The sequence below is a fragment of the Xanthomonas sp. NCPPB 1068 genome (assembly GCF_041479385.2).
In the GTDB taxonomy this organism is placed as follows: domain Bacteria; phylum Pseudomonadota; class Gammaproteobacteria; order Xanthomonadales; family Xanthomonadaceae; genus Xanthomonas; species Xanthomonas cannabis.
The window spans coordinates 1,631,550-1,653,770 of sequence record NZ_CM192986.1 but is presented as its reverse complement, the minus strand read 5'-3'; the positions used below and the strand labels follow the sequence as shown (position 1 = coordinate 1,653,770).

Below are 22,221 nucleotides of genomic sequence, written 5' to 3'. Positions count from 1 at the left end.
GGGATGGAAAGCGTCCCCACCAAGCCGGGCCAACTCGTGCACGACGCGCTGGCCAATCCCCAATCCCCAATCCCCAATCTCCGCGCTCCGCGCATCGCGCTGATCGCCGGCGAAGCCTCCGGCGACATCCTGGGCGCAGGGCTGATCGAGCAGCTGCGGCTGCGCTATCCCACTGCCGAATTCGTCGGCATCGGCGGCGATGCGATGCGTGGCGTCGGGTGCCAGACCTGGTTCGATGCCAGCGAGCTGGCGGTGATGGGCCTGACCGAAGTGCTGCGCCATCTGCCGCGCCTGCTCAAGCTGCGCAGCGCGTTCCGCGAGCGCGTGCTGGCGTGGAAGCCGGATGTATTCATCGGCATCGATGCACCGGATTTCAATCTGCCGGTGGAGCGCTGGCTCAAGCAGCGCGGCATCAAGACCGTGCATTACGTCAGCCCCTCGGTGTGGGCGTGGCGCGAGAAGCGCGCCGAGAAGATCGGCGTCAGTGCCGACCTGGTGCTGTGCCTGTTCCCGATGGAGCCGCCGATCTACGCCAGGCACGGCGTGGATGCGCGCTTCGTCGGCCACCCGATGGCCGACGACATCGCCTACCAGGCCGACCGCGAGGCCGCGCGCGCCAAGCTCGGCATCTCCGCCTCCAGCACCGTGCTGGCGGTGTTGCCGGGCAGCCGGCATGGCGAGATCAGCCGGCTCGGCGACACCTTTTTCCAGGCCGCCTGGCTGGTCTCCGAGCATCTGCACAACCTGCACGTACTGGTGCCCGCGGCCAATCCGGGCTGCAAGCAAGTGCTGGCCGAGCAGCTCTCGCGTTCGTCGCTGCCGGTGCTGCGCTCGCACCTGCTCGACGGCCAGGCGCGCACCGCGATGCTGGCCGCCGACGTGGTGCTGCTGGCCTCCGGCACTGCCACACTGGAAGCCATGCTGGTCAAGCGCCCGATGGTGGTCGGCTACAAGGTCGCGCCGCTGACCTACCGCATCGTCAAGACGCTGGGCCTGCTCAAGGTCAATCGCTACGCGCTACCCAACATCCTGGCCAACGACGACCTGGCCCCGGAGCTGATGCAGGACGACTGCACGCCCGAGCGGCTGTGCGTCGCCCTGCTCGACTGGTTCAAACACCCCGAGAAGGTCGCCGCCCTGCAACCGCGCTACCTGGCCCTGCACGCCGAACTGCGCCGCGACGCCTCGGCGCGCTCGGCCGATGCGGTGGCGGAGTTGGTCGGGACCGGGGACCCGGGACCGGGGACCCGGGAGCTACACCGGAGTTCCTCATGAAAGCGCCCAACGCCGCCCTGTCGCTGTTTCCCGGGTCCCCGGTCCCGGGTCCCGGGTCCCGGCTCTACGCGGGCGTCGACGAAGCCGGCCGCGGCCCGCTCGCTGGTCCCGTCGCGGTGGCGGCGGTGGTGTTCGACCCCGGCAAGCCGCGCATCAACGGGCTGGACGATTCCAAGCAGCTCACCGCCGAACGGCGCGAGCAGCTGTATGCGCGCATCATCGACCGCGCGCTGGCGTGGTCGGTGGTGCTGATCGACAGCGAAGAGATCGACCGCATCAATATCTACCAGGCGACCATGCTCGGCATGCGGCGCGCGGTGGAAGGCGTGGCGCACGTGGCCGGATTTGCGCGCATCGACGGCAACCGGGTGCCCAAGGGGCTGCCCTGCCCGGCCGAGGCCCTGATCGGCGGGGATGCCATCGACCGCGCCATCATGGCGGCGTCGATCGTGGCCAAGGTCACCCGCGACCGCCTGATGCACGAATTGCACGCGCAACACCCGGAATACCGCTTCGACCAGCACAAGGGCTACAGCACACCGGTGCATCTGGCCGCGCTGCAGAGCCATGGGCCCTGTCCGCAGCATCGGCGCAGCTTTGCGCCGGTGCGGTTGGCGCTGGAAGGCCGGGAACCGTCTCCCGGGACCCTGGGCCCGGACCAGCTGCAGGTCGGGCAACTGGTTGCGCCGTTGTAAGAAAGGCCAGGGTCGGCCGTGGCGTGTCCGGCTGCTCGTCGGAGCCTGAACCACCGCACGTTGCGGTGGCATGCGCGGTGGCTCCAGACACACATCATTCCACGCGTATCGGCCCCGCAGCCCCGGGATGCCTGTGCAGCGCTTGCCCAGCAAGCGATTGACCGCCTTTCCGGGTCCGCGGCCCCGGGTCCCGCCAGCAGCTGTCAAGCCTTGTTCGCCTTCGCCCCCGCCGGTACCCTGACCGCGCATTATTCCGGTCTCGCATGTCCACTTCCCGCTTCGTCCATCTGCACGTCCACACCGAGTTCTCGCTGGCGGATTCCACCATCCGTGTGCCCGAGAAACCGGATCAGGCTGACCCGAAAAAGGCCAAGCAGGCCAACCTGCTGAGCCGGGCGGTCGAACTCGACATGCCCGCGTTGGCAGTCACCGACCTCAACAACCTGTTCGCGCTGGTCAAGTTCTACAAGGCCGCCGAAGGCGTGGGCATCAAGCCGATCGCCGGCGCCGACGTGATGATCGCCACGCCGGACATGACGCCGTGGCGCATGACCCTGCTGTGCCGCGACCGCGAAGGCTACCTGAGCCTGTCGCGGCTGCTGACGCGCGCCTGGATGGAAGGCCACCGCCCCGAAGGCGGGGTGGCGATCCATCCGGAATGGCTGCAGGCCGGGCACGCCAACCTGTTCGCGCTGGCCGGCCGCGACAGCCTGGCCGGGCGCCTGTTCGGCGAGGGCCGCGCGGATCTTGCCGAGCAGCAGCTGGCCGACTGGCAGCGCGTGTTCGGCGATGGCCTGCATCTGGAACTGACCCGCACCGGCCGCGAGGGCGAGGAGCGCTTCAACCAGTTCGCGCTGCATGCGGCCGGTGTGCGCGGCCTGCCGGTGGTGGCCAGCAACGATGTGCGCTTCCTGTACGCCAGCGACTTCAATGCCCACGAGGCGCGGGTGTGCATTTCGTCGGGCCGCGTGCTCGACGATCCCAAACGTCCGCGCGAGTACAGCGACCAGCAGTACATGAAGTCCAGCGAGGAGATGGCGGCGCTGTTCGCCGACATCCCCGACGCAATCGACAACACGCTGGCGCTGGCGCAACGCTGCAACATCGAGATGCGCCTGGGCACCTACTTCCTGCCCGCCTATCCGGTGCCGGACGACGAGACGCTGGACAGCTGGATCCGCAGCCAGTCGCGCGACGGTCTGGCCGCACGTCTGGAAAAGAACCCGATCGCACCGGGCAAGACGCGCCAGGACTACGTGGACCGGCTCGAATTCGAGCTGGACACCATCATCAAGATGGGCTTCCCCGGCTACTTCCTGATCGTGGCCGACTTCATCCAGTGGGGAAAGAACCAGGGCATTCCGATCGGCCCGGGGCGCGGTTCCGGTGCCGGTTCGCTGGTGGCCTGGGCGCTGCAGATCACCGACCTGGACCCGCTGCCGTACAACCTGCTGTTCGAGCGCTTCTTGAACCCCGAGCGCGTGTCGATGCCTGATTTCGACATCGACTTCTGCATGGACCGCCGCGACGAAGTCATCGACTACGTGGCGCGCAAGTACGGCCGCGAGCGCGTCAGCCAGATCATCACCTACGGCACCATGGCCGCCAAGGCGGTGGTGCGCGATGCCGGGCGCGTGCTCGGCTTCACCTACGGTCTGGTGGATAGCGTTGCCAAGCTGATCCCCAACATCCTGGGCATCACGCTCAGGGATGCGATGGGCGAAGGCAAGGATTCGGAAATGGCCTCGCCGGACCTGATCCAGCGCTACCAGGTCGAAGACGATGTGCGCGACCTGATGGATCTGGCGCGCCAGCTCGAAGACCTCACCCGCAACGCCGGCAAGCACGCCGGCGGCGTGGTGATCGCGCCCGAGCCGCTCTCCGAGTTCTGCCCGCTGTTCGCCGAACACGACGAGGACGGCCGCGGCAAGAACCCGGTGACCCAGTTCGACAAGGACGACGTCGAAGCGGTGGGCCTGGTGAAGTTCGACTTCCTCGGCCTGCGCACGCTGACCATCATCGATTGGGCGGTCAAGGCCATCAACGTGCGCCATGCGCGCGCGGGCATCGACCCGGTCGACATCACCACCATTCCGCTGGACGACGTGCCCACCTACAAGGGCGTGTTCGCCTCGGGCAATACCGGTGCGGTGTTCCAGTTCGAATCCTCGGGCATGCGCCGCCTGCTCAAGGACGCGCGCCCTGACCGCTTCGAAGACCTGATTGCGCTGGTGTCGCTGTATCGCCCCGGCCCGATGGACCTGATCCCGGACTTCAACGCGCGCAAGCACGGCCAGCAGGAGATCGTGTATCCCGATCCGCGCACCGAAGTCATCCTGAAAGACACCTACGGCATCATGGTGTACCAGGAGCAGGTGATGCAGATGGCGCAGATCGTCGGCGATTATTCGCTGGGCGGCGCCGACCTGCTGCGCCGCGCGATGGGCAAGAAAGTGCCGGCCGAAATGGCCAAGCACCGCGAAATCTTCCGCGAAGGCGCAGCCAAGGGCGGCGTGAGCGCGGCCAAGGCCGACGAAATCTTCGATTTGATGGAGAAGTTCGCCGGCTACGGTTTCAACAAGTCGCACGCCGCCGCGTACGCGTTGGTCAGCTACCAGACTGCGTGGCTGAAACGGCATTACCCGGCCGAGTTCATGGCCGCCACGCTGTCCTCGGACATGGACAACACCGACAAGGTGGTGGGCTTCCTGGATGAGGTGCGCAACCTCGGCCTCACCGTCAAGCCGCCGCGCGTCAACGAATCGGCCTACCAGTTCGAGGCCGCCAGCCCGGACACCATTCAATACGGGCTGGGCGCGATCAAGGGCGTGGGCCAGGGCGCGTGCGAGGCCATCGTCGAAGAACGCCGGCGCGGCGGCCCGTACACCACGCTGCTGGATTTCTGCACGCGCGTGGGCACCGCAAAGCTCAACCGGCGCACGCTGGAAGCGATGATCAATGCCGGCGCGATGGACGGCCTGGGCAAGAACCGCGCCTCGCTGATGCTGCAGTTGCCGGAGGTGATGAAGGCCACCGAGCAGATGGCGCGCGAACGTGCATCCGGGCAGAACTCGCTGTTCGGCGGGCCCGACCCGGGCGCGCCGGCGATGCGCCTGGACCTGCCCGAAAGCAAGGAATGGCCGCTCGGCCAGTTGCTCACCGGCGAGCGCGAAACGTTGGGCTTCTACCTCAGCGGCCACCCGTTCGACCCGCACCGCGAAGAAGTGCGCGAACTGGTCGGTTGCGACCTCGGCGCACTGGAAAAGATCCTCGCCTCGCAACAACGTGGCGGCGGCGGTGGTGGCGGCGACGGCGAAAAACGCGCCTGGCGCCCGGAGGTCAGCGCCATTCTTGCCGGCCAGGTGGTCGGCGTGCGGCGCAAGGGCGACAGCCAGGTGTTCGTGCAGCTCGAAGACGGCCGCGGCCGGGTGGAGTGCAGCGCGTTCTCCGATGCGATGGCCGAGTTCGGCCACCTGCTCACCCGCGACCGCATCCTGATCGTCAAGGGCGGCCTGCGCGAGGACGAATTCAACGGCGGCTACAGCCTGCGCATCCGCCAGTGCTGGGACTACGAGCAGATCTGCGCCGACCACGCGCAACGGCTGTCATTGCGCCTGGACCTGCGCGAGAAGCAGGCCTTCAAGCGCATCGACGCGCTGCTGGCCAAGCACCGCCCCGGCAAGACCCCCCTGCGCCTGGACCTGCTGCTGCGCGCCTCCAGCGGCGGGGTGGCCGGGATGCTCGACCTCAACGGCAACCACTCGGTGCGCATCGACCAGCAGCTGATGGACAGCCTGCGCGCCGACCCGGCGGTGCGGACGGTGAAGATCAAGTACAGCCCGCCGTGGGCGCAGTGAATCGGGAATCGGGAATGGGGAATCGCAAAAGCGTGGCGGCCCGGATACCTTGCTCTGATTCCCGATTCTCCATTCCCGATTCCGCTCCCAACGCCCCCGTACGGGCCAGCCACACCGCTTCAGCTACACTCCCCGCCTTACGTTGACGACGCCATTGCATGAATCCTAACTACCTCGACTTCGAGCAACCCATCGCCGATCTGGAAGCCAAGATCCAGGAACTGCGCAAGGCCAGTACCGGGCCTGCAGTCAACGTGGAAACCGAAGTCCGCGCCCTGCGCGACAAGCTGCGCGTGCGTACCGCGCAGATCTTCCGTGACCTGTCTGCCTGGCAGGTCTCGCAGCTGGCGCGCCATCCGCAGCGCCCGTATACGCTGGACTACATCGGCACCATCTGCGACGAATTCCAGGAACTGGCCGGCGACCGCGCCTATGCCGACGACAAGGCGATTGTCGGTGGCCTGGGCCGCATCGACGGCCGCCCGGTGGTGATCATCGGGCACCAGAAGGGCCGCGACACCAAGACCAAGGTGGCGCGCAACTTCGGCATGCCGCGCCCGGAGGGCTACCGCAAGGCGCTGCGCCTGATGAAGCTGGCCGAGCGTTTCCGCCTGCCATTGCTGACCTTCATCGACACCCCCGGCGCCTACCCGGGCATCGGTGCGGAAGAGCGCGGCCAGTCCGAGGCGATCGCGCGCAATCTGCTGGAAATGGCCGAACTCAAGATCCCGGTGATCTGCACGGTGATCGGCGAAGGCGGCTCCGGCGGCGCGCTGGCGATCGGCGTGGGCGACCGCACCCTGATGCTGGAATACGGCACCTATTCGGTGATTTCGCCGGAAGGCTGCGCCTCGATCCTGTGGAAGGACGCGGCCAAGGCCAAGGACGCCGCCGAACAGCTCGGCCTGACCGCCAAGCGTCTGAAGGGCCTGGGCCTGGTGGACAAGGTGATCCGCGAGCCCACCGGCGGCGCGCACCGCAATCCCGAGCAGATGGGCAAGCGCCTGAAGGCCGTGCTGCTCAACGAGCTGGACGCGCTGGAAAAGATCCCGGTGGAAACCTTGCTGCAGCAGCGCTACGAGCGCCTGCGTAGCTACGGTGCCTACGAGGGGCACTGAACCGTCGCGCTCCGTGGCCCGGAGCGCGCGCAACCCGCTGCACGAAAGGACGTCCCAGCCAACCTGAGTCGCTGCTGCGGTCGATCGTGTTGCAGCTGGCCTGCTGCGTGCACGTGGTGCGCAGCGGTGGTCCGTCCTACCGGATGATGATCCTGCTGACGTTTCAGGCCGGCATCGCGGCGACGTCAGCTTCGGCTCCTGCGTACGAGGCGACGCCATGCCGCCCTGCATGCAACGCCGCTCAGAACGGCTTGGCCAGCACCAGCCAGATCACACCGACCAGCAGGATCACCGGCACCTCGTTGAACAAGCGCAGTGCACGCCCGCTCGGGACGGCACGCCCCTGGTCCACGCCCTTCAGCCAGCGCCCGGCTACGATGTAGTGCGCCAGGATCAACGCAACCGCGAACAGCTTGGCGTGCAGCCAACCGCCGGTCACCATGGTCGGGAAATCGGGAATCACGCGGTAGCCCTGCCACAGCACTGCGCCCAGCAGCAGCGCCAGCCCCAGCATGCTGTGGCCGAATTTGTACAGCCGCCGCCCCATCAACACCAGGCGTGCGCGCACTGCAGATTCGCCGCCGGCTTCGGCGATGTTGACCAGGATGCGTGGTAGATAGAACACCGCCGCCATCCAGGCGATCACGAACAACAGATGGAAGGTCTTGATCCACAAATACAGGGTCATGCGCTGGCTCCGTTGGCTCGCGTAGGATGGCCCGCATTTTCACCCATCCGCACGCGCGAAAGCAGCTGAGACCATGCAGCAGTCAGACCAGAAACAGTACGACGCCCAGTATTTCCGCCGCTGGTATCGCGATGCCGGGCTGGCCGACCCCGCTCGCCTGCGACGCAAGGTCGCACTCGCGGTCGCACAGGCCGAGTACTACCTGGAACGCCCGATCCGCAGCGTGCTGGATGTCGGCTGCGGCGAAGCCGCATGGCGCGCGCCCTTGCTGGCGCTGCGGCCCAAGCTCAGCTACCTGGGCTTTGACAGCAGCGACTACGCCGTCCGGCGCTACGGCCGTAGCCGCCAGATCCACCCTGCCCGCTTCGGCGACTTCGCCTGGCTGCGCCCCTGCGCACCGGTGGACCTGCTGATCTGCTCGGATGTCCTGCATTACGTGCCCACGCGCGAATTCAATCAGGGCCTGCCCGGATTGGCCGACATGTGCGCAGGCGTGGCGTTTCTGGAAACCTTTGCCGAAGAAGATGCGTTCGAAGGCGACCATGACGGTTTTCAGGCGCGGCCATCGCGCTGGTACCGGCGCCGCTTCGCCAGCGTGGGCTTTACAGCGCTCGGGTCGCACTGCTGGTTGTCGCCGCAATTGGCTGGAGAGACGTCTGCATTGGAGCGCAGCTGAGCAGGTGTTCGCGGCGGCCGGCGGCCGGGAGAAGGCGCCTCGCAGGAACGGATTGCGATGACGTGCCAGGCTCGACGTGGTTGGTGTATCGCCGGTCGTATTTGAGTCCGCGAGGGCTTCGCCACGTACCCTCACCCCAACCCCTCTCCCGCAGGAGAGGGGCTTGCTTCTACGGGCCCTGCGTCATCCGGCCGCCTAACGCCATCTTGCAGTCGCGCGAGCTGTTCCTTCTCCCGTCGGGACATTGTCCTCCTTCATGGGGGAGAAGGTGCCCCGCAGGGGCGGATGAGGGTACGGGCGAAGCCTCGCGCAGGTTGAATGGACGTGTGCTTTACCCCGTACCCTTACCCCAACCCCTCTCCCGCAGGATAGGGACTTTGCTTCTGCAGGCACTTCGACAGGACTGTCGATTACACGCTGGTCGCATCGCTTCTAACGTCATCCGGCCGCCTAGCGCGATCTCCCGTCCGTGCGCGCCATCCGAACGAGCATAGACAGCAGCAGATAACGCAGCCTATGTCTGCCATAGCTCCCATGACAGCCTCAACCGCCCGGAGCCCCATTAAGGTGCAAATGCGCCAAACCCGGTATGCTGCGCGGCAGCAAAACCGCACGGATGGGTGGAATGCTTTATCAACTGCATGAGCTGACCCGCAATCTGCTAGCCCCCTGGGTGCATCAGGCCCAGGCGAACGCCAAGATGTTCTCCGATCCCGACAGCCTGTGGGCATCGCTTCCCGGTGCCGAACGCATGGCCGCCAGCAACGAGCTGTTCCATCGGCTGGGCAAGGAATACGAAAAGCCTGCTTGGGCGCTGGACGATGTCGAGGTCGATGGCCATTCGCTGCCGATCATCGAACGCGAAGTGTTGAGCAAGTCGTTCTGCCGGCTGCTGCGCTTCAAGCGTTTCAGCGACCACGTCGAGCTGATCGGCAAGATGAAGGAGCAACCGGCCGTGCTGGTGGTGGCGCCGTTGTCCGGTCACCACGCCACCCTGTTGCGCGACACCGTGCGCACCCTGCTGCGTAACCACAAGGTCTATGTGACCGATTGGGTGGACGCGCGCATGGTGCCGCTGGAAGCAGGCGCGTTCCGGCTCGAGGACTACATCACCTATATCCAGGAGTTCATCCGCCATATCGGCGCCGAGCGCCTGCATGTGGTGAGCGTCTGTCAGCCCACGGTACCGGTGTTGGCGGCGGTGTCGCTGATGGCCAGCAACGACGAGCCCACCCCGCGCTCGCTGGTGATGATGGGCGGGCCGATCGATGCGCGTCGCAGCCCTACCCAGGTCAACAACCTGGCCACGGAAAACGGCATCGAGTGGTTCCAGAACAACCTGATCCACACCGTGCCGTTCCCGTATCCGGGCCATGGCCGTCAGGTGTATCCGGGCTTCCTGCAACACGCCGGCTTTCTGTCGATGAACCCCAACCGGCACGTGATGTCGCACTGGGATTTCTACACCGATCTGGTCAAGGGCGACCTGCAGGATGCGCAAGCACACCGGCAGTTCTACGACGAATACAACGCTGTGCTCGACATGCCGGCAGAGTATTACCTGGATACCATTCGCGTGGTGTTTCAGGAGTTTTTGCTGCCGCAGGGCAAGTGGAAAGTGGATGGCCAACTGGTCAAGCCATCGGCGATCCGCAATACCGCGCTGCTGAGCATCGAAGGCGAGCTGGACGACATCGCCGGCCTCGGCCAGACCGAAGCGGTACACGATCTATGCACCGGCATCGATGCGGCGCATCGCCGCCATCTGGTGGTGGAAGGCGCCGGTCACTACGGCATCTTCAGTGGCCGTCGTTGGCGTGAAGTGGTGTATCCGCAGGTACGCGAATTCATCGCCCGCTACGATGCCGACCCGGTCGGCAGCCGCGACCCGGCCACCGTGACCCCGATCCGCAAGCGCGGCAAACGCGCCTGAACCAAGAAATAAAATCCCCGGCACGGCCGGGGATTTTTTTGCATCGCCACTGAGGTCGCCCGGCAAACCTGCTACGCAACCGCCAGGCGTGCGCGGCAGGCGTCCACAATCGGTATATCTCGCTCGCACACTCCGGTTCCTGTGCGCTGCCCACACCCGACCGACAACTGCTCGCCACGTGTTGTCAGCTGTTCTACGTGCGACAGCACGCCAAGCAATGCCGGCCTGCAAACGCCATCATCGATGCCGTGCATGCTGATACATCGCTCGCGCGCGTCACGCAGCCGCGTCGCCACTCTTGACCAACAGCTGCTTGGCGAACATGCCGTGCAGCTTGCCGAAGGCGCGCGCCAGATGCAGCGTGACAAACAACAACAGCACGCCCACCGCGAACAACGGCAACGTCAGCCAGGAACCGGTGATGTCCACGCCATCCCAGGTCAGCACGGCCGTGTTGTCGAACAACACGACAAGCGGTGAAGCGGCCAGCCCCAGCGACAGCGACAGCAGCGTGCAAAACACGGTGAAGTAGAGAGTTCCCAGCGGCAGCATCAACACGAAGTACAGCATCGTGCTCCAGGTGCGCACGTCGGTGAACATCGCGCCGATGCGTTGCAGCCAACTGCCCTGCAGGCCCGGATGTTGCGGGCGACGCGGCATGCGCACGCCCAGCAGCGTTTCGACCACGCGGCCTTCCACCAGCGACAACACCCGTACCGAGCCGAAGAACAACACCAGCAACGGCACGCCGATGATCAGGATCAGCAGCCCGATCGACAGGCTCGCGCCAGTGACGACCCAGGTGAAATAAAACACGCCGGTAAGCAGCGACAGCAGCATGTAGAACAGTGCGCCATAGGTGCGCGGGTCGGCTGCCACACCGAAGAAGTTGGCAATCCACGATGCGCGTTTGGGCGGCGCCGGAGGACGCAACGCGCGGGTCACGGTCACTTCGGTTTCGCGGTAGATCTCGGCCACTTCCTCCGGCGCGCCGTAGCTGCCAGCCACGTCTGCAATGACCTCCGCCTCGCTCTTGCCGTGCTGTTCCGCAAGCTCGGCGCGCAGATATTCTTCGGCGTCGTAGAGCGCGTCCTGGATCATCGCCGGGTCGGCCCCCGCCAGCGCCTGTCGTAGCTGCGCCAGGTAATCGGAAATGGTGGTTGGCAACGGATGTGACTGCGCAACTGTATTCATGAGTGGGTCCCCTGCAGCACTGAATCAACGGAATCTCGGGTGGCACGCCAGGCGGCGGTCCAGTCGCGCAGGCAGTCACGCCCGCTGTCGGTAATGCGGTAATAACGGCGCGGCGGCCCAGACGCGGATGGCTCGATATGGCTCTGCAACAGCCCTGCCCCTTCCAGATTGCGCAGTACCGGATACAAGGCGCTCTGCTTGCCGCTGAGCACGCCTTCCAGCCGCTCCAGCCGTTTGGCGATGAGATAGCCGTACAGCGGCTCGTCGGCCTGTGCCAGGACGGCCAGCAAGGCCAGCGACACGGTGCCCGCACTCAGCTCCTTCTGAAATTTGCGTAGGTGGATATCCGGCTCGCTCATCGGCCATCTCCGCTAGGTCGAAGGTGATGCTATGTAGAACCTAGCTATAGTGAATGTGCCGGTAGTCATGGGAATGGAGAATCGGGAATGGGGAATCGGAAAAGCGCCGATACCGACGCGCCAAGGTGGAAATCCGCCTTTGCGATTTGCGATTTGCGATTTGCGATTCCCGATTCCCGATTCCCGAGTCCCGATTCCTGCCCCTGTCGCGCCCGCCTGCGCAAACCCCAGTGCGTTCATGAGCTTAGAACCTTTGGGTTACTGCGTTTCCGGCACGGCTTTACTACAGTCAACGCCCCCCGTGCCGATAAGCTTCGCTCAGGGGTTTTCATTTTTCGATGGGGCAAGACGATGCAATTGACACGCTTGGCGCAGCCGGCCATGGCTGATACTTCCTTTGGTGCCACACGGCGCCTGTGCCTTGCGATCGGGTTGGCGTTGCCGGGCCTGGCGCTGGCGCAGGTGCAGCCGGCACCGGCCAACGCCGAGCAGGCCGTTGCAGAGCCGGCCAAGGCGCCGGTGACCACCGCGCCGGCCACCGCAAAGGGCTATCCGCAGGAAGCCCAGGGCTGGGGCGCCAAGCAGGGCGGCAACATGTGGCAGGTGCGCTGGGCCGAAGACTGGTCGTATTTGAAAGACACGTCCAAGCGCAAGAGCCCGTTCGATCCGCTCAAGTACATCCCGCTCAGCGAAGACGGCGATGTCTACGTTTCGCTCAGCAACGAGCTGCGCGTGCGCAGCAACACCATCACCAACCCGGGGCTGATTCCCGGCAGCCACTCGCAACAGCAGTATCTGCTGCGCGCGTTCTTCGGCGCGGACCTGCACGTGGGCGAACACTTCCGTCTGTACACGGAACTGGCGCACGGTAGCCTGGATGGGCGCAACGAAGGCGCCAAGACTGGCACGCAGGAGAACAACGCGATCCTGCAGCAGGTGTTCTTCGACGTGAAAGGCCGCATCGGCAGCGCCGACACCGGTTTGCGGGTAGGCCGTCAGGTCTTCGTCGATGGCCCCACCACCTTGATGGCGCTGCGCGACAATACCGACATCTTCGTCACCTTCAACGGTGCGCGCGCCTGGGCGATCGGCGAAAAAACGCGTGTCGACGTGTTCGACTTCAATTTCAACCTGGATGGCACCGAAGGCCTGGGCGACGACCGTATCGACCGCTCGCGGCACTTCCGCGGTGTGGTCGGTGGCTACCGCCTGCCGACCGCCAAGCCCATGTACCTGGAACCGTTCTTCTATCAGTTCCGCAACGACAATCAGGTGTGGGGCCGGCAGACCGCCGAAGAGCACCGCAATTACTACGGCCTGCGCCTGTGGGGCAACGTGGGCAAGCTGCGCACCGATTCGTTCGTGACCGTGCAGCGCGGCAGTTTTGGCGGACGCGACCTGCGTGCCTACATGGCCAGCACCTCCAATGCCTGGTCGCTGAGCGAAACCGGCTGGAAGCCGCGCCTGGGGTTCCATAGCGAAATCGCCTCCGGCGGTGGCGGCACCTCCGGTACCGGCACGCTGCGCAACAACAACTTCCTGTACGGCAACACGATCTACTTCAGCTGGGCCACCTTCTTCGGTCCGGTGAATCTGGTCACCGCTGCGCCGACCTTTACCTTCTCGCCCACCTCCAAGCTCACCGTGAATCTGGAATGGGAAACCCTGTGGCGCCAGACCACCAGCGATGCGATCTACAACAACCAGGCACGCGCCTATGCACGCACGCAGAACACCGGCGAGCGCCGCATCGGCACCATGCCGCGCATCAATGCCACCTGGAACATCGACCCGAACTGGTCGGTAACCTTCCGCGCCGAGCACCTGATGGCGGGACCCGCGCTGGAAAGAGCCGGTTATGGCGATTCGACCTTCGTGATGGGCTGGTTGAACTTCCGCTTTTAAGCACGCGGTGGTACGCCTGCGCGCACCGATGCGGTGTGCGTCATTGCTGCGCGTCTGCACAGCGACACATCGACATGCCGCGTCCTGTCAGGGACGCGGCATGTTGCTTTTCAGCGCAGCTGACTGCAGTGGGGTGCCACGACTGCGGCGCGCATGCCTCGCAATCCCGTGCTGATCGCACCGGCTCAGCCATGAAATTCCAGAGGCGCTGCTGACGGACCAGGTCGTGGCCTCAGGCTCCACTAGCAACCTGGTGGATGCGCCACGCCACTGACGCGTTGCGACACTACTGGATCGCAGTGCTCGCGCGCTCCGCAAGCCGGCTGGCCGGCACTGGCCAGCGGTCGTCTCCGGTACCGTCCTGGCGTCTGGCATACCGAGCGATGGTGAGATGCTTGCCGTCGCCGCCGGCCTGCAGCGGGCGCATCTGTCCGCGCAGTGCAGGCGGCAGCTCGGCAAGTCGCTCCGCAAGCGGCCGTGTATCGGCCGGGCGATCGCGCAACCACAGCAGGGCTGCCACCGTATGGACTGCCGCAGCAGTGTCCTGCAGCTTGTGCTGATAATCGGCATAGTCCGGACGCGCCGCGCTGACCAACAGACAGCCGGTGGCATTGGCCACGCAGGCCACCGTGGCCGTGTCGGGCGTTGCCACCATGCCGGGCGGCAGCGCCTGATCCTGCGCCAGCAATGCCCGCACCGGCGCGCTGCAGGCCCAAGTAAAGGTCGGTGCCAGCAGCGCCTGGGTGCGCTCGCGGTCCAGTAGCCGTGGTGAGATGCGATCCAGCCAGTCGCGATCGCCATCCTGGACGGACGCGTCCTGCAGCATCGAAAACATCAAGCGCGATTCGCCGTGCAGCGCATTGCACAGCGAAATCTCTTCCATCGCCGCCGGTGCGAACGCCGCGGCGCACTGCGCGGGCAACGGCGCCTGCGCAGGCAGCTCGGCCAGCATGTCCGCAAACAGCTGCGCGTTACCGCGCAGCATCGCCGCGCCGATCATCGTGACCGCCAGGTTGTCGCTGCTACGCAGCAGCACCCGGGCAACCTGCGCGCTGGTGCAGACATCGCTCAAGGCCTGGGTGGTACGCCCCTGGACGAAATCCAGTGCGCTGGCGGTCATCGACAGCGGCATCCGCGGCAGCTCGGGCAAGGTCATATCGGCGCGTGGCCGGAACGGGCTGCGGTAGTCGGTGTAGTTGGCCAATGCCCGCATCCTGCTCAGCATCGGCGCCTGTGCGGCCAGCGCATCGGCATAGGCCTGCGGTTGTTCGCGCACCTGCTGTAAACATCCGCCTGCGCTGGCGCTGCACAGGGCTGGCGCGGTGGCTGGCCAGCTTGGCAGGCGCGGATAGTCCGAGACGGCACTGCGAAACGGCGCCTGCCGCTGCAGCTGATTCAGGCGCCCCACGTCCCGGGCCAGCAAGGTCTCTCGCTGCGCTTCCGGAACCGCGTAGGACAGCGACCAGAGCGCCGCGAACATATTGGCCCCACGCAACGGCGGCAGCGGTTGACGCAGCTGCGCCAGCGCCTGCCGCTGTGCATCGGGAATGGGCCAACGTTGGGAGACGGCATACAGCGCCGCCACTACCGCAAGCAGGATGCAAACACCGAGCAAGGCGGTCTTGAGGAACTTGGCAAGCATGTCCACATCCATCCCTGGGAAGCTGCGCATCTTAGTGCCATCGGCGCAGCACCGCGACGGGTAGACGAAGACGCGTCCACGTATCGGCATTGCGTTCTTTCAGCAGGCAAAAGCAGCGGCAACCGATTGAACGACACGCACGCGCAATGTCCGGGCAAGGACGGCGGACGCTGGCGACAGCCTGCCGGTTTTCAGGCAGCGGAGTTGGGAAGGCCGGGTTGCGGACATCAGTGGCGGTCGTGCCCTCATCCGGCGCTACGCGCCACCTTCTCCCGGCGGGAGAAGGGAGCGGCCTTTGCTTTTGCCCTCGCCTTGCCGGCGCCACTGACACTGCAACTGCCCCTGCCTATGCCCCAGCAGTTGCAGTTGCCGCGGCAATTACCGATCGCGGCAGTCCAACAGTGAGTGAGCGCGTTTACAAATCCCGAATGCCCACTCCCCAATCCCGGCCCCACCTCCACCGGACGCGGCCGAATGCCTACACTATGCAGATGTCCGAATCTCCCACTCCGCATTCCCGCCCTTCCCTGCAACGCGTGTTTCTCACCGGGTTGCTGACCTTGCTGCCGGTCTGGCTGACCTGGGTGGTGGTGAAGTTCGTGTTCGCGCTGCTCTCGGGTATCAGCAGCCCGTGGGTGGTGCCGCTGTCCGAGCGTATCGCCGCCTCGTTCCCGGATAACCTGGGCTGGATCAAGGCGCTCTGGGTGCAGAACACCATTGCCCTGATCGCTACCGTGGCGGCGATCCTGTTTGTCGGCATCCTGAGCCGACGCGTGATCGGCCAGCGCCTGCTGCGCTGGTTCGAGGCGATCATGCGGCGCATCCCGCTGGCCAGCGTGGTCTACGACAGCGCGCGCAAGTTGCTCGACATCCTGCAGACCCAGCCGGGCAGCACCCAGCGCGTGGTGCTGATCGACTTCCCGCATCGCGACATGAAGTCGGTCGGCCTGGTCACCCGCGTCATCAAGGAACAGGGCACCGGCCGCGAGCTGGCGGCGGTGTATGTGCCGACCACGCCCAACCCGACCTCCGGCTATCTGGAAATCGTGCCGGTGGAACTACTCACGCCCACCGACTGGAGCGTGGATCAGGCGATGAGCTTCATCATCTCCGGCGGCGCAGTGGCACCCGAATCGGTCCCCTTCACCCGGACGGCGGACCGCTGAGACCATGACACACATGCGTACCCTCGACGATCGTGCGGTACGCCTGTTCATTGCGCTGGCCGCGTTCTTCTGCGTCAACGCGGCACTGGCCGAGTTCATCGGCGTCAAGATCTTCGCGCTGGAAGACACCCTGGGCATCGCGCCGTTGAACTGGAACCTGTTCGGTCAACGCGGCTCGCTGAGCTTTACCGCCGGCACCTTGTTGTGGCCGGTGGTGTTCATCATGACCGACACCATCAACGAGTTCTTCGGCAGCCGCGGGGTGCGTTTCATCTCGTGGGTGGCGGTGGCGCTGATCGGCTACGGCTTCGTGTTCGCCTTCGCGGCCATCGCACTGGCACCGGCCGGGTGGTGGGTGACCGCGGCGCAGAGCCAGGGCGTGCCGGACTATCAGGCCGCCTTTGCGGCGGTGTTCGGGCAAGGGCTGTGGACCATCGGCGGCTCGCTGGTGGCGTTCCTGGTCGGCCAGTTGATCGACGTGTCGGTGTTCCATCGCATCCGCAAGCTCACCGGCGAACGGCACGTGTGGCTGCGCGCCACCGGCTCCACTGCGGTGTCGCAGCTGGTGGACAGCTTCGTGGTGATCTACATCGCCTTCGTGCTCGGGCCCCAGCACTGGTCGATGGATCAGTTCCTCGCGGTGAGCACGCTCAACTATGTGTACAAGATGGGCTTTGCCATCCTGCTGATCCCGCTGCTGTATCTGGCGCGCCGCGGCATCGGCGCCTACCTGGGCGCCGAGCGGGCCGAACAGTTGCGCCAGGAAGCCGCGGCCGATTGAGCGGCAAGGCTTGCCGGGTGGCGCGCTTCCCGGGCGCTGCAAGGCATCCGCCGATTGCCGCGCTGCATCATCCGAAGCGGAACCACGTCCAGCCAGTGCGCCGCATGAATTGCCGATAGGCGGTATGACCGCGATGGGTGGCCGTAACCGTGCGGATCGGGCAAGCTCCCCGCTCGCTTGTTTCCGGAGCCGGTAATGCCCCTCAGCTTTTCCCGCCTGCTGTCGCTGGCCCTCGCCGCCGTGTTGAGCCTGCCAGTGGCAGCGCCCGCCGATGCGGCCAAAAAGAAGACCGCCAAGGCACAGACCACGCAGACGCGCGCGAAGGCGGGCAAAGCCAAGAAGACCACCAAACCCGCGGCCAAGGGCTCCAGGACCGCCAAGGGCAGCAAGGCAGCCAAGGCGCGCCCGCGGCCCGTCGTCGCCCCGGTGGTGCTGACCAAGGCCCAGCAACTCAACCTGCTCTACGACCAGTACTGGGACGCCTCGCTCAAGCTCAACCCGCTGCAGGCCACCTTCCAGGGCGAGAGCCGCTACAACGACCAGTTGCCCAACTTCCTGTCGCCGGCATTCCGTCAGCAGTCGCACGATTTCACCGTGCTGTGGCTGGGCAAGGCCGAGGCGCTTGGGCCGGACGGTCTGAGCGGCCAGGACCTGCTGAGCTATCAGATCTTCGTGCGCGATGCGCGCAGTGCGCTGGCCGCCGAGCAGTTCCCCAGCTGGATGCTGCCGATCAACCAGTTCTACAACATCGCCAGCATCGCCGTGGTGCTGGGCTCGGGCACCGGCGCGCAGCCGTTCAAGACGGTCAAGGATTACGACAACTGGTCGCGGCGTGCGCTGGGCATCCCGGACCTGTTCGACCAGGCCATCACCAACATGCGCGCCGGCATGCAGGCCGGGGTGGTGCAGCCCAAGGTGCTGATGCAGAAAGTGCTGCCGCAGCTGGATGCGATCATTGCGCGCAGTGCCGAAGACAGCCTGTTCTGGGGGCCGATCCGCAACCTGCCGGCCGACATGCCCGAAGCCGACAAGCAGCGCCTCACCGCCGAATACAAGCGGCTGATCGAGGTGCGCATCCTGCCGGCCTACCGCGCGCTGCGCGGCTTCATCGCCACCGAATACCTGCCGGCCTGTCGCGACACCGACGGCCTGGCGGCGCTGCCCAACGGCGCGGCCTGGTACGCCTACGACGTGCGCCAGAGCACCACTTCGGAGCTGAGCCCGGAGCAGATTCACCAGATCGGGCTGGACGAGGTGGCGCGCCTGCAGGGCGAGATCCAGGCGCTGGCCAAGCAGGTCAAGTTCCGCGGCAACCTGCCCAAGTTCTACAAGTTCATGCAGACCGACAGGCGCTTCAGCTTCCGCAGCGAGACCGAGCTGCTGGGGTATTACCGGGGCCTGCAGGGGCGCGTGCAGGGCGCGGTGCCGCGCCTGTTCACCGTCCAGGGCATGCCGGAGCTGGAAGTAAGGGCGGTGGAACCGCAGCGCGCGCAGTCGGCGGCCAGCGGCTCGTACATGCGCCCCAGCGCCAATGGCAGCGCGGGCAGCACGCCGGGCATCTTCTACGTCAACACCTCCGACCTGCCCTCGCGCAAGACCTGGGAAGCGGAGAGCCTGTACCTGCACGAGGCGATCCCCGGCCATCACTACCAGCTGGGCCTGCAGCAGCAACTGACCGACCTGCCCAAGTTCCGCCGCCTGGGCGGCGAGACCGCGTACATCGAAGGCTGGGGGCTGTACGCCGAATCGCTGGGCCGCGAGCTGGGGCTGTATCAGGACCCGTACAACTATTACGGCTACCTGCAGAACGCGCTCTGGCGCTCGATCCGGCTGGTCGCCGATACCGGCCTGCACAGCAAGGGCTGGACCCGCACGCAGGCCATCGACTACATGCTGGACAACTCGGCGATGAGCCGCACCGATGCCGAAGCCGAGGTCGATCGCTACATGGCCATCCCCGGCCAGGCGCTGGCCTACAAGGTGGGCGAGATGAAGATCGCGCAGCTGCGCGAACAGGCCCAACGCGAGCTGGGGCCGCGCTTCGACGTGCGCGCCTTCCACACCGAAGTGCTCAAGGACGGCTCGGTGCCGCTGGAGATCCTGCAGGAGAAGATCCAGCGCTGGATCGCCACCCAGAAGGGCTGAGGCAGACACGCGCGGCACAGTCCCGTCGCGCGCGCCCCGAAACGGGCGTGCCATCGCACGCCGGCAAACGCGCCGCGCCTGCCCGTCCCCCGCCGCGGCGGCCACGGCACACACCGCCGTGACCATCGTCAGCCCCGGGCGGTCGCCCGCGCCGCGGCCAGCGTAGCGATGTCGCGCGGCGTGGTGCGGCAACAGCCGCCGATCAGGCGCGCACCGGCGGCCAGCCACTGCGTGTGCTGGTCGGCCAGGCTGCACGCCGGCGCATCGCCAGCGTGCCAGCGCTTGTCGCTGGCGTCGTAGTGTTCGCCGGAGTTGGGGTAGACCACCAACGGCAGCGTGGTCAGCGCCGCCAGGCTCTGCAACGCTGCCGTGACCTGGTCCAGCGCAATGCAGTTGATCCCCACCGCCACCACCTGCGGGCTGGCATCCAATGCCGGCACCACCTGCGCCAACGGCGTGCCATCGCTCAGATGCGCTGCGTCGCGCAGGGTGAACGAGAACCATGCATGCAGCTGCGGAAACTCTTCCAGCACCCGGCGTAAGGCGTCGATCTCGCTGGCCGAAGGCAGGGTCTCGCAGGCCAGCACGTCCACCCCGGCCGCGGCCAGCGCGGCGATGCGCGGACGGTGGAAGTCCATCATTTGGGCCAGCGGCAGCACGTAGTCGCCGCGATATTCCGAGCCATCGGCCAGATAGGCACCGTACGGGCCGACCGACCCTGCCACCCATAACGGCGCGTCCTGCGGTTGCGCCTGCAGATGATCGGCGCGCGCCTGTGCGGCCAGCGCCACGCTGCGCGCGATCAGGGCCTGCGACTGCGCCAGGTCCAGGCCGCGCGCGGCAAAACCCAACGGCGTGGCCTGGTAACTGGCAGTGATGGCGCACTGCGCGCCGGCAGCAAAATAATCGCGGTGCACCTGGTAGATCAGCTCCGGCTGCTCCATCAGCACGCGCGCCGACCACAGCGCATCGTTGAGATCGCAGCCGCGCTTTTCCAGTTCGGTGGCCAGGGCGCCATCCAGCAGGACGACTCCGTCGTGCTGCAAGACCTGGCTGAAAGGCGCATCGGCGCGCGGCTGGCGGGGAAGAATCGTCATGGGTGCAGTCTCCGGGCCGCAAGCCATTGGGTGAATGCGTAGGCGCCATAACACAGCGCGACAAAGGGAATGCCGCAGTACAGCGCGATGCGCTGCTGCGGATCGAACGCCAGCCCGAGGCAGGCCAGCAGACACAGCAAAAAGCCCAGAATCGGCGTCCACGGATACCACGGCGCCCGGTACGCCAGTGTCTCCAGCGCGCGCCCATCGCGCAGCAGCTGGCGGCGAAACCGGTAATGCGCAGCGCAGATGCTCAGCCAGACCACCACCACCGCAAAGCCGGAGACCGCCGAAATCGCCACGAACACGGTGTCGGCCGCATACACGCCGGTGAGCAGCGCCAGCAAGCCGCCCAGCATGCTCAGCGACACCGCGCGCAAGGGGATGCCGCGGCGGGTCAGACGCGCCAGGCCCGCCGGAAGGGTGCCCTCGTTGGCCAGCGACCACAGCATGCGCGCGGCTGCATACAGGCCGGAATTGGCCGCCGACAGGATCGCGGTGAGGATCACCGCATTCAAGATATCCGCCGCATACGGAATGCCCAGCAATTCGAATGCGCGCACGAACGGGCTTTTTTCCACCGCTGCCTGCCCGGCCGGCAGCAAGGCGGCCAGCACCAGTACCGTACCCACGAACAACACCACCAGCCGTACCAGCGTGGTGCGGATCGCCAGCGGAATCGCGCGTGCAGGCTGCGCGGTTTCGCCGGCGGCCACGCCGATCAATTCAGTGCCGGAAAACGCGAAGTTCACCGCCACCATCGTCATCAGGATCGGCAAGCTGCCCTGCGCAAACCAGCCGTCGGCACGCAGATGACGCAGCCCCGGTGCAGGCGAACCATCGGCCAGCGGCAGCACACCGATCACAGCCGCGCCACCCAGCACGATGAACACCACGATGGTGATCACCTTGATCAACGAAAACCAGAATTCGCCCTCGGCAAACCAGCGCGCCGACACCGTGTTCAAGCCGAAGATCAGCGCGCAGAACAGCAGGCACCACGGCCATGCCGGGCTGTGCGGAAACCAGTACTGCATGCAGAACGCCGCGGCGGTCAGGCTCGATCCCAATGCCACCGTCCAGGTCAGCCAGTACAACCATGCCACCACGTAGCCGGTGGCCGGGCCCAGGTAACGCGCCGCATACACATGGAATGCGCCGGTCTGCGGCATCGCCACTGCCAGTTCGCCCAGGCTTTGCATCACCAGGTACACCACCAGCGCGCCGATCAGATACGCGATCACCGTGCCCAGCGCGCCGGTGCTGGCGATGATGTAACCGGTGTTGAAAAACAGCCCGGTACCGATCACCCCGCCCAGCGACAGCATCACCAGATGACGCACCTGCATGCTGCGCTGGAACTGCGGTGCGGTGGTCGGCGACGATTCGGGCATGGGTGCATCTGGACGGGGGGGAAGCCGTATCCTGCCACGCGCAGGCAGGCGGGCACAGCCGCGTGCGGACGAGCCGTGAGCCATGCGCTCTGGCTGACTGACGGGCGGCGATGCCGCCAATTGGTGTCCGCAGGCCCTCGACCTGCCGCATCATCACCATCCAGCTGCGCAAACCTCTGCGCGCGGCCGGTTTGCCCACGAACCTTCCAATGCCACAGCACCGTGCGTGCGATGACCTTGCTGCGCTCTGCATCGCAGGCACACGCCTGCCCTGTACGTGCAACGCGCCCGTGACC

16 protein-coding genes, 1 other RNA gene and 1 pseudogene are annotated in these 22,221 nt (G+C 66.1%); 12 read left to right on the top strand and 6 right to left on the bottom strand.

Features of this window, described 5'->3' with window-relative positions; all coding sequences use genetic code 11:
- Positions 1-3 precede the first annotated feature (3 nt).
- The 5 genes and pseudogenes from lpxB to ACCQ12_RS07090 form a co-directional block, all read left to right on the top strand.
- Positions 4-1,275 carry a lipid-A-disaccharide synthase gene (gene lpxB, locus ACCQ12_RS07110; RefSeq protein ID WP_372383255.1) on the top strand — a complete coding sequence of 424 codons (1,272 nt, stop codon included), beginning with the start codon at positions 4-6 and terminating at the stop codon, positions 1,273-1,275.
- Positions 1,272-1,970 (top strand): ribonuclease HII, encoded by a 699-nt coding sequence (gene rnhB, locus ACCQ12_RS07105; RefSeq protein WP_372383254.1) that lies wholly within the window; start codon positions 1,272-1,274, stop codon positions 1,968-1,970. Before lpxB ends, rnhB begins: the two co-directional genes overlap by 4 nt.
- 263 nt (positions 1,971-2,233) lie before the next feature.
- Entirely contained in the window at positions 2,234-5,827 is a 3,594-nt protein-coding gene (dnaE, locus tag ACCQ12_RS07100) for a DNA polymerase III subunit alpha (protein WP_372383253.1), read from the top strand.
- A 158-nt stretch (positions 5,828-5,985) separates the two neighbouring features.
- Complete coding sequence (locus ACCQ12_RS07095) at positions 5,986-6,945, top strand: acetyl-CoA carboxylase carboxyltransferase subunit alpha (RefSeq protein WP_039409599.1); 960 nt, start codon at positions 5,986-5,988, stop codon at positions 6,943-6,945.
- A 71-nt stretch (positions 6,946-7,016) separates the two neighbouring features.
- Positions 7,017-7,109 (top strand): annotated as a pseudogene (locus ACCQ12_RS07090) (tetratricopeptide repeat protein); the annotation flags it as partial.
- 77 nt (positions 7,110-7,186) lie between these two features.
- Here ACCQ12_RS07090 and ACCQ12_RS07085 read toward each other — a convergent pair.
- On the bottom strand, positions 7,187-7,633 hold the full coding sequence (locus ACCQ12_RS07085) for a CopD family protein (protein WP_166750617.1): 447 nt from the start codon (positions 7,631-7,633) through the stop codon (positions 7,187-7,189).
- 73 nt (positions 7,634-7,706) lie between these two features.
- Between ACCQ12_RS07085 and ACCQ12_RS07080 the strand changes: the two genes are divergently transcribed.
- The 3 genes from ACCQ12_RS07080 to ACCQ12_RS07070 all read left to right on the top strand — a co-directional run bounded on the left by ACCQ12_RS07080 (position 7,707) and on the right by ACCQ12_RS07070 (position 10,432).
- Entirely contained in the window at positions 7,707-8,309 is a 603-nt protein-coding gene (locus ACCQ12_RS07080) for a methyltransferase (RefSeq protein WP_039409602.1), read from the top strand.
- A gap of 589 nt (positions 8,310-8,898) precedes the next feature.
- A complete protein-coding gene (locus ACCQ12_RS07075; protein WP_372383252.1) occupies positions 8,899-10,242 on the top strand; it encodes a polyhydroxyalkanoate depolymerase in 1,344 nt (447 codons plus the stop codon).
- A gap of 114 nt (positions 10,243-10,356) precedes the next feature.
- A non-coding RNA gene (locus ACCQ12_RS07070) (sX9 sRNA) lies at positions 10,357-10,432 on the top strand.
- A gap of 86 nt (positions 10,433-10,518) precedes the next feature.
- On the opposite strand, the gene ACCQ12_RS07065 is transcribed toward ACCQ12_RS07070, so the two are convergent.
- The gene (locus ACCQ12_RS07065) at positions 10,519-11,436 is read right to left on the bottom strand and encodes a sensor domain-containing protein (RefSeq protein WP_104581593.1); all 918 of its coding nucleotides are present in this window, start codon (positions 11,434-11,436) and stop codon (positions 10,519-10,521) included.
- Positions 11,433-11,795, bottom strand: a complete 363-nt coding sequence (locus ACCQ12_RS07060) for a PadR family transcriptional regulator (protein WP_104581592.1) — start codon at positions 11,793-11,795, stop codon at positions 11,433-11,435. Before ACCQ12_RS07060 ends, ACCQ12_RS07065 begins: the two co-directional genes overlap by 4 nt.
- Positions 11,796-12,146: 351 nt before the next feature.
- Here ACCQ12_RS07060 and ACCQ12_RS07055 point away from each other — a divergent pair, with 351 nt between their 5' ends.
- Positions 12,147-13,700, top strand: a complete 1,554-nt coding sequence (locus tag ACCQ12_RS07055; RefSeq protein ID WP_166750615.1) for an alginate export family protein — start codon at positions 12,147-12,149, stop codon at positions 13,698-13,700.
- Positions 13,701-13,986: 286 nt separating this feature from the next.
- Here the strand turns inward: ACCQ12_RS07055 and ACCQ12_RS07050 are convergent, their stop codons facing one another.
- On the bottom strand, positions 13,987-15,354 hold the full coding sequence (locus tag ACCQ12_RS07050) for a hypothetical protein (protein WP_372383573.1): 1,368 nt from the start codon (positions 15,352-15,354) through the stop codon (positions 13,987-13,989).
- 479 nt (positions 15,355-15,833) lie between these two features.
- Between ACCQ12_RS07050 and ACCQ12_RS07045 the strand changes: the two genes are divergently transcribed.
- The 3 genes from ACCQ12_RS07045 to ACCQ12_RS07035 all read left to right on the top strand — a co-directional run bounded on the left by ACCQ12_RS07045 (position 15,834) and on the right by ACCQ12_RS07035 (position 19,434).
- Positions 15,834-16,508 (top strand): DUF502 domain-containing protein, encoded by a 675-nt coding sequence (locus tag ACCQ12_RS07045; protein ID WP_039409647.1) that lies wholly within the window; start codon positions 15,834-15,836, stop codon positions 16,506-16,508.
- Between the two features lie 4 nt (positions 16,509-16,512).
- A complete protein-coding gene (locus tag ACCQ12_RS07040) occupies positions 16,513-17,289 on the top strand; it encodes a queuosine precursor transporter (protein ID WP_372383251.1) in 777 nt (258 codons plus the stop codon).
- A 195-nt stretch (positions 17,290-17,484) separates the two neighbouring features.
- Positions 17,485-19,434 (top strand): DUF885 domain-containing protein, encoded by a 1,950-nt coding sequence (locus ACCQ12_RS07035; RefSeq protein ID WP_039564068.1) that lies wholly within the window; start codon positions 17,485-17,487, stop codon positions 19,432-19,434.
- Positions 19,435-19,562: 128 nt separating this feature from the next.
- Here the strand turns inward: ACCQ12_RS07035 and mmuM are convergent, their stop codons facing one another.
- The gene (gene mmuM, locus ACCQ12_RS07030) at positions 19,563-20,531 is read right to left on the bottom strand and encodes a homocysteine S-methyltransferase (RefSeq protein ID WP_104581589.1); all 969 of its coding nucleotides are present in this window, start codon (positions 20,529-20,531) and stop codon (positions 19,563-19,565) included.
- A complete protein-coding gene (gene mmuP, locus ACCQ12_RS07025) occupies positions 20,528-21,925 on the bottom strand; it encodes an S-methylmethionine permease (RefSeq protein ID WP_372383250.1) in 1,398 nt (465 codons plus the stop codon). The genes mmuM and mmuP overlap by 4 nt, the downstream gene beginning before the upstream one ends.
- Positions 21,926-22,221 lie beyond the last annotated feature (296 nt).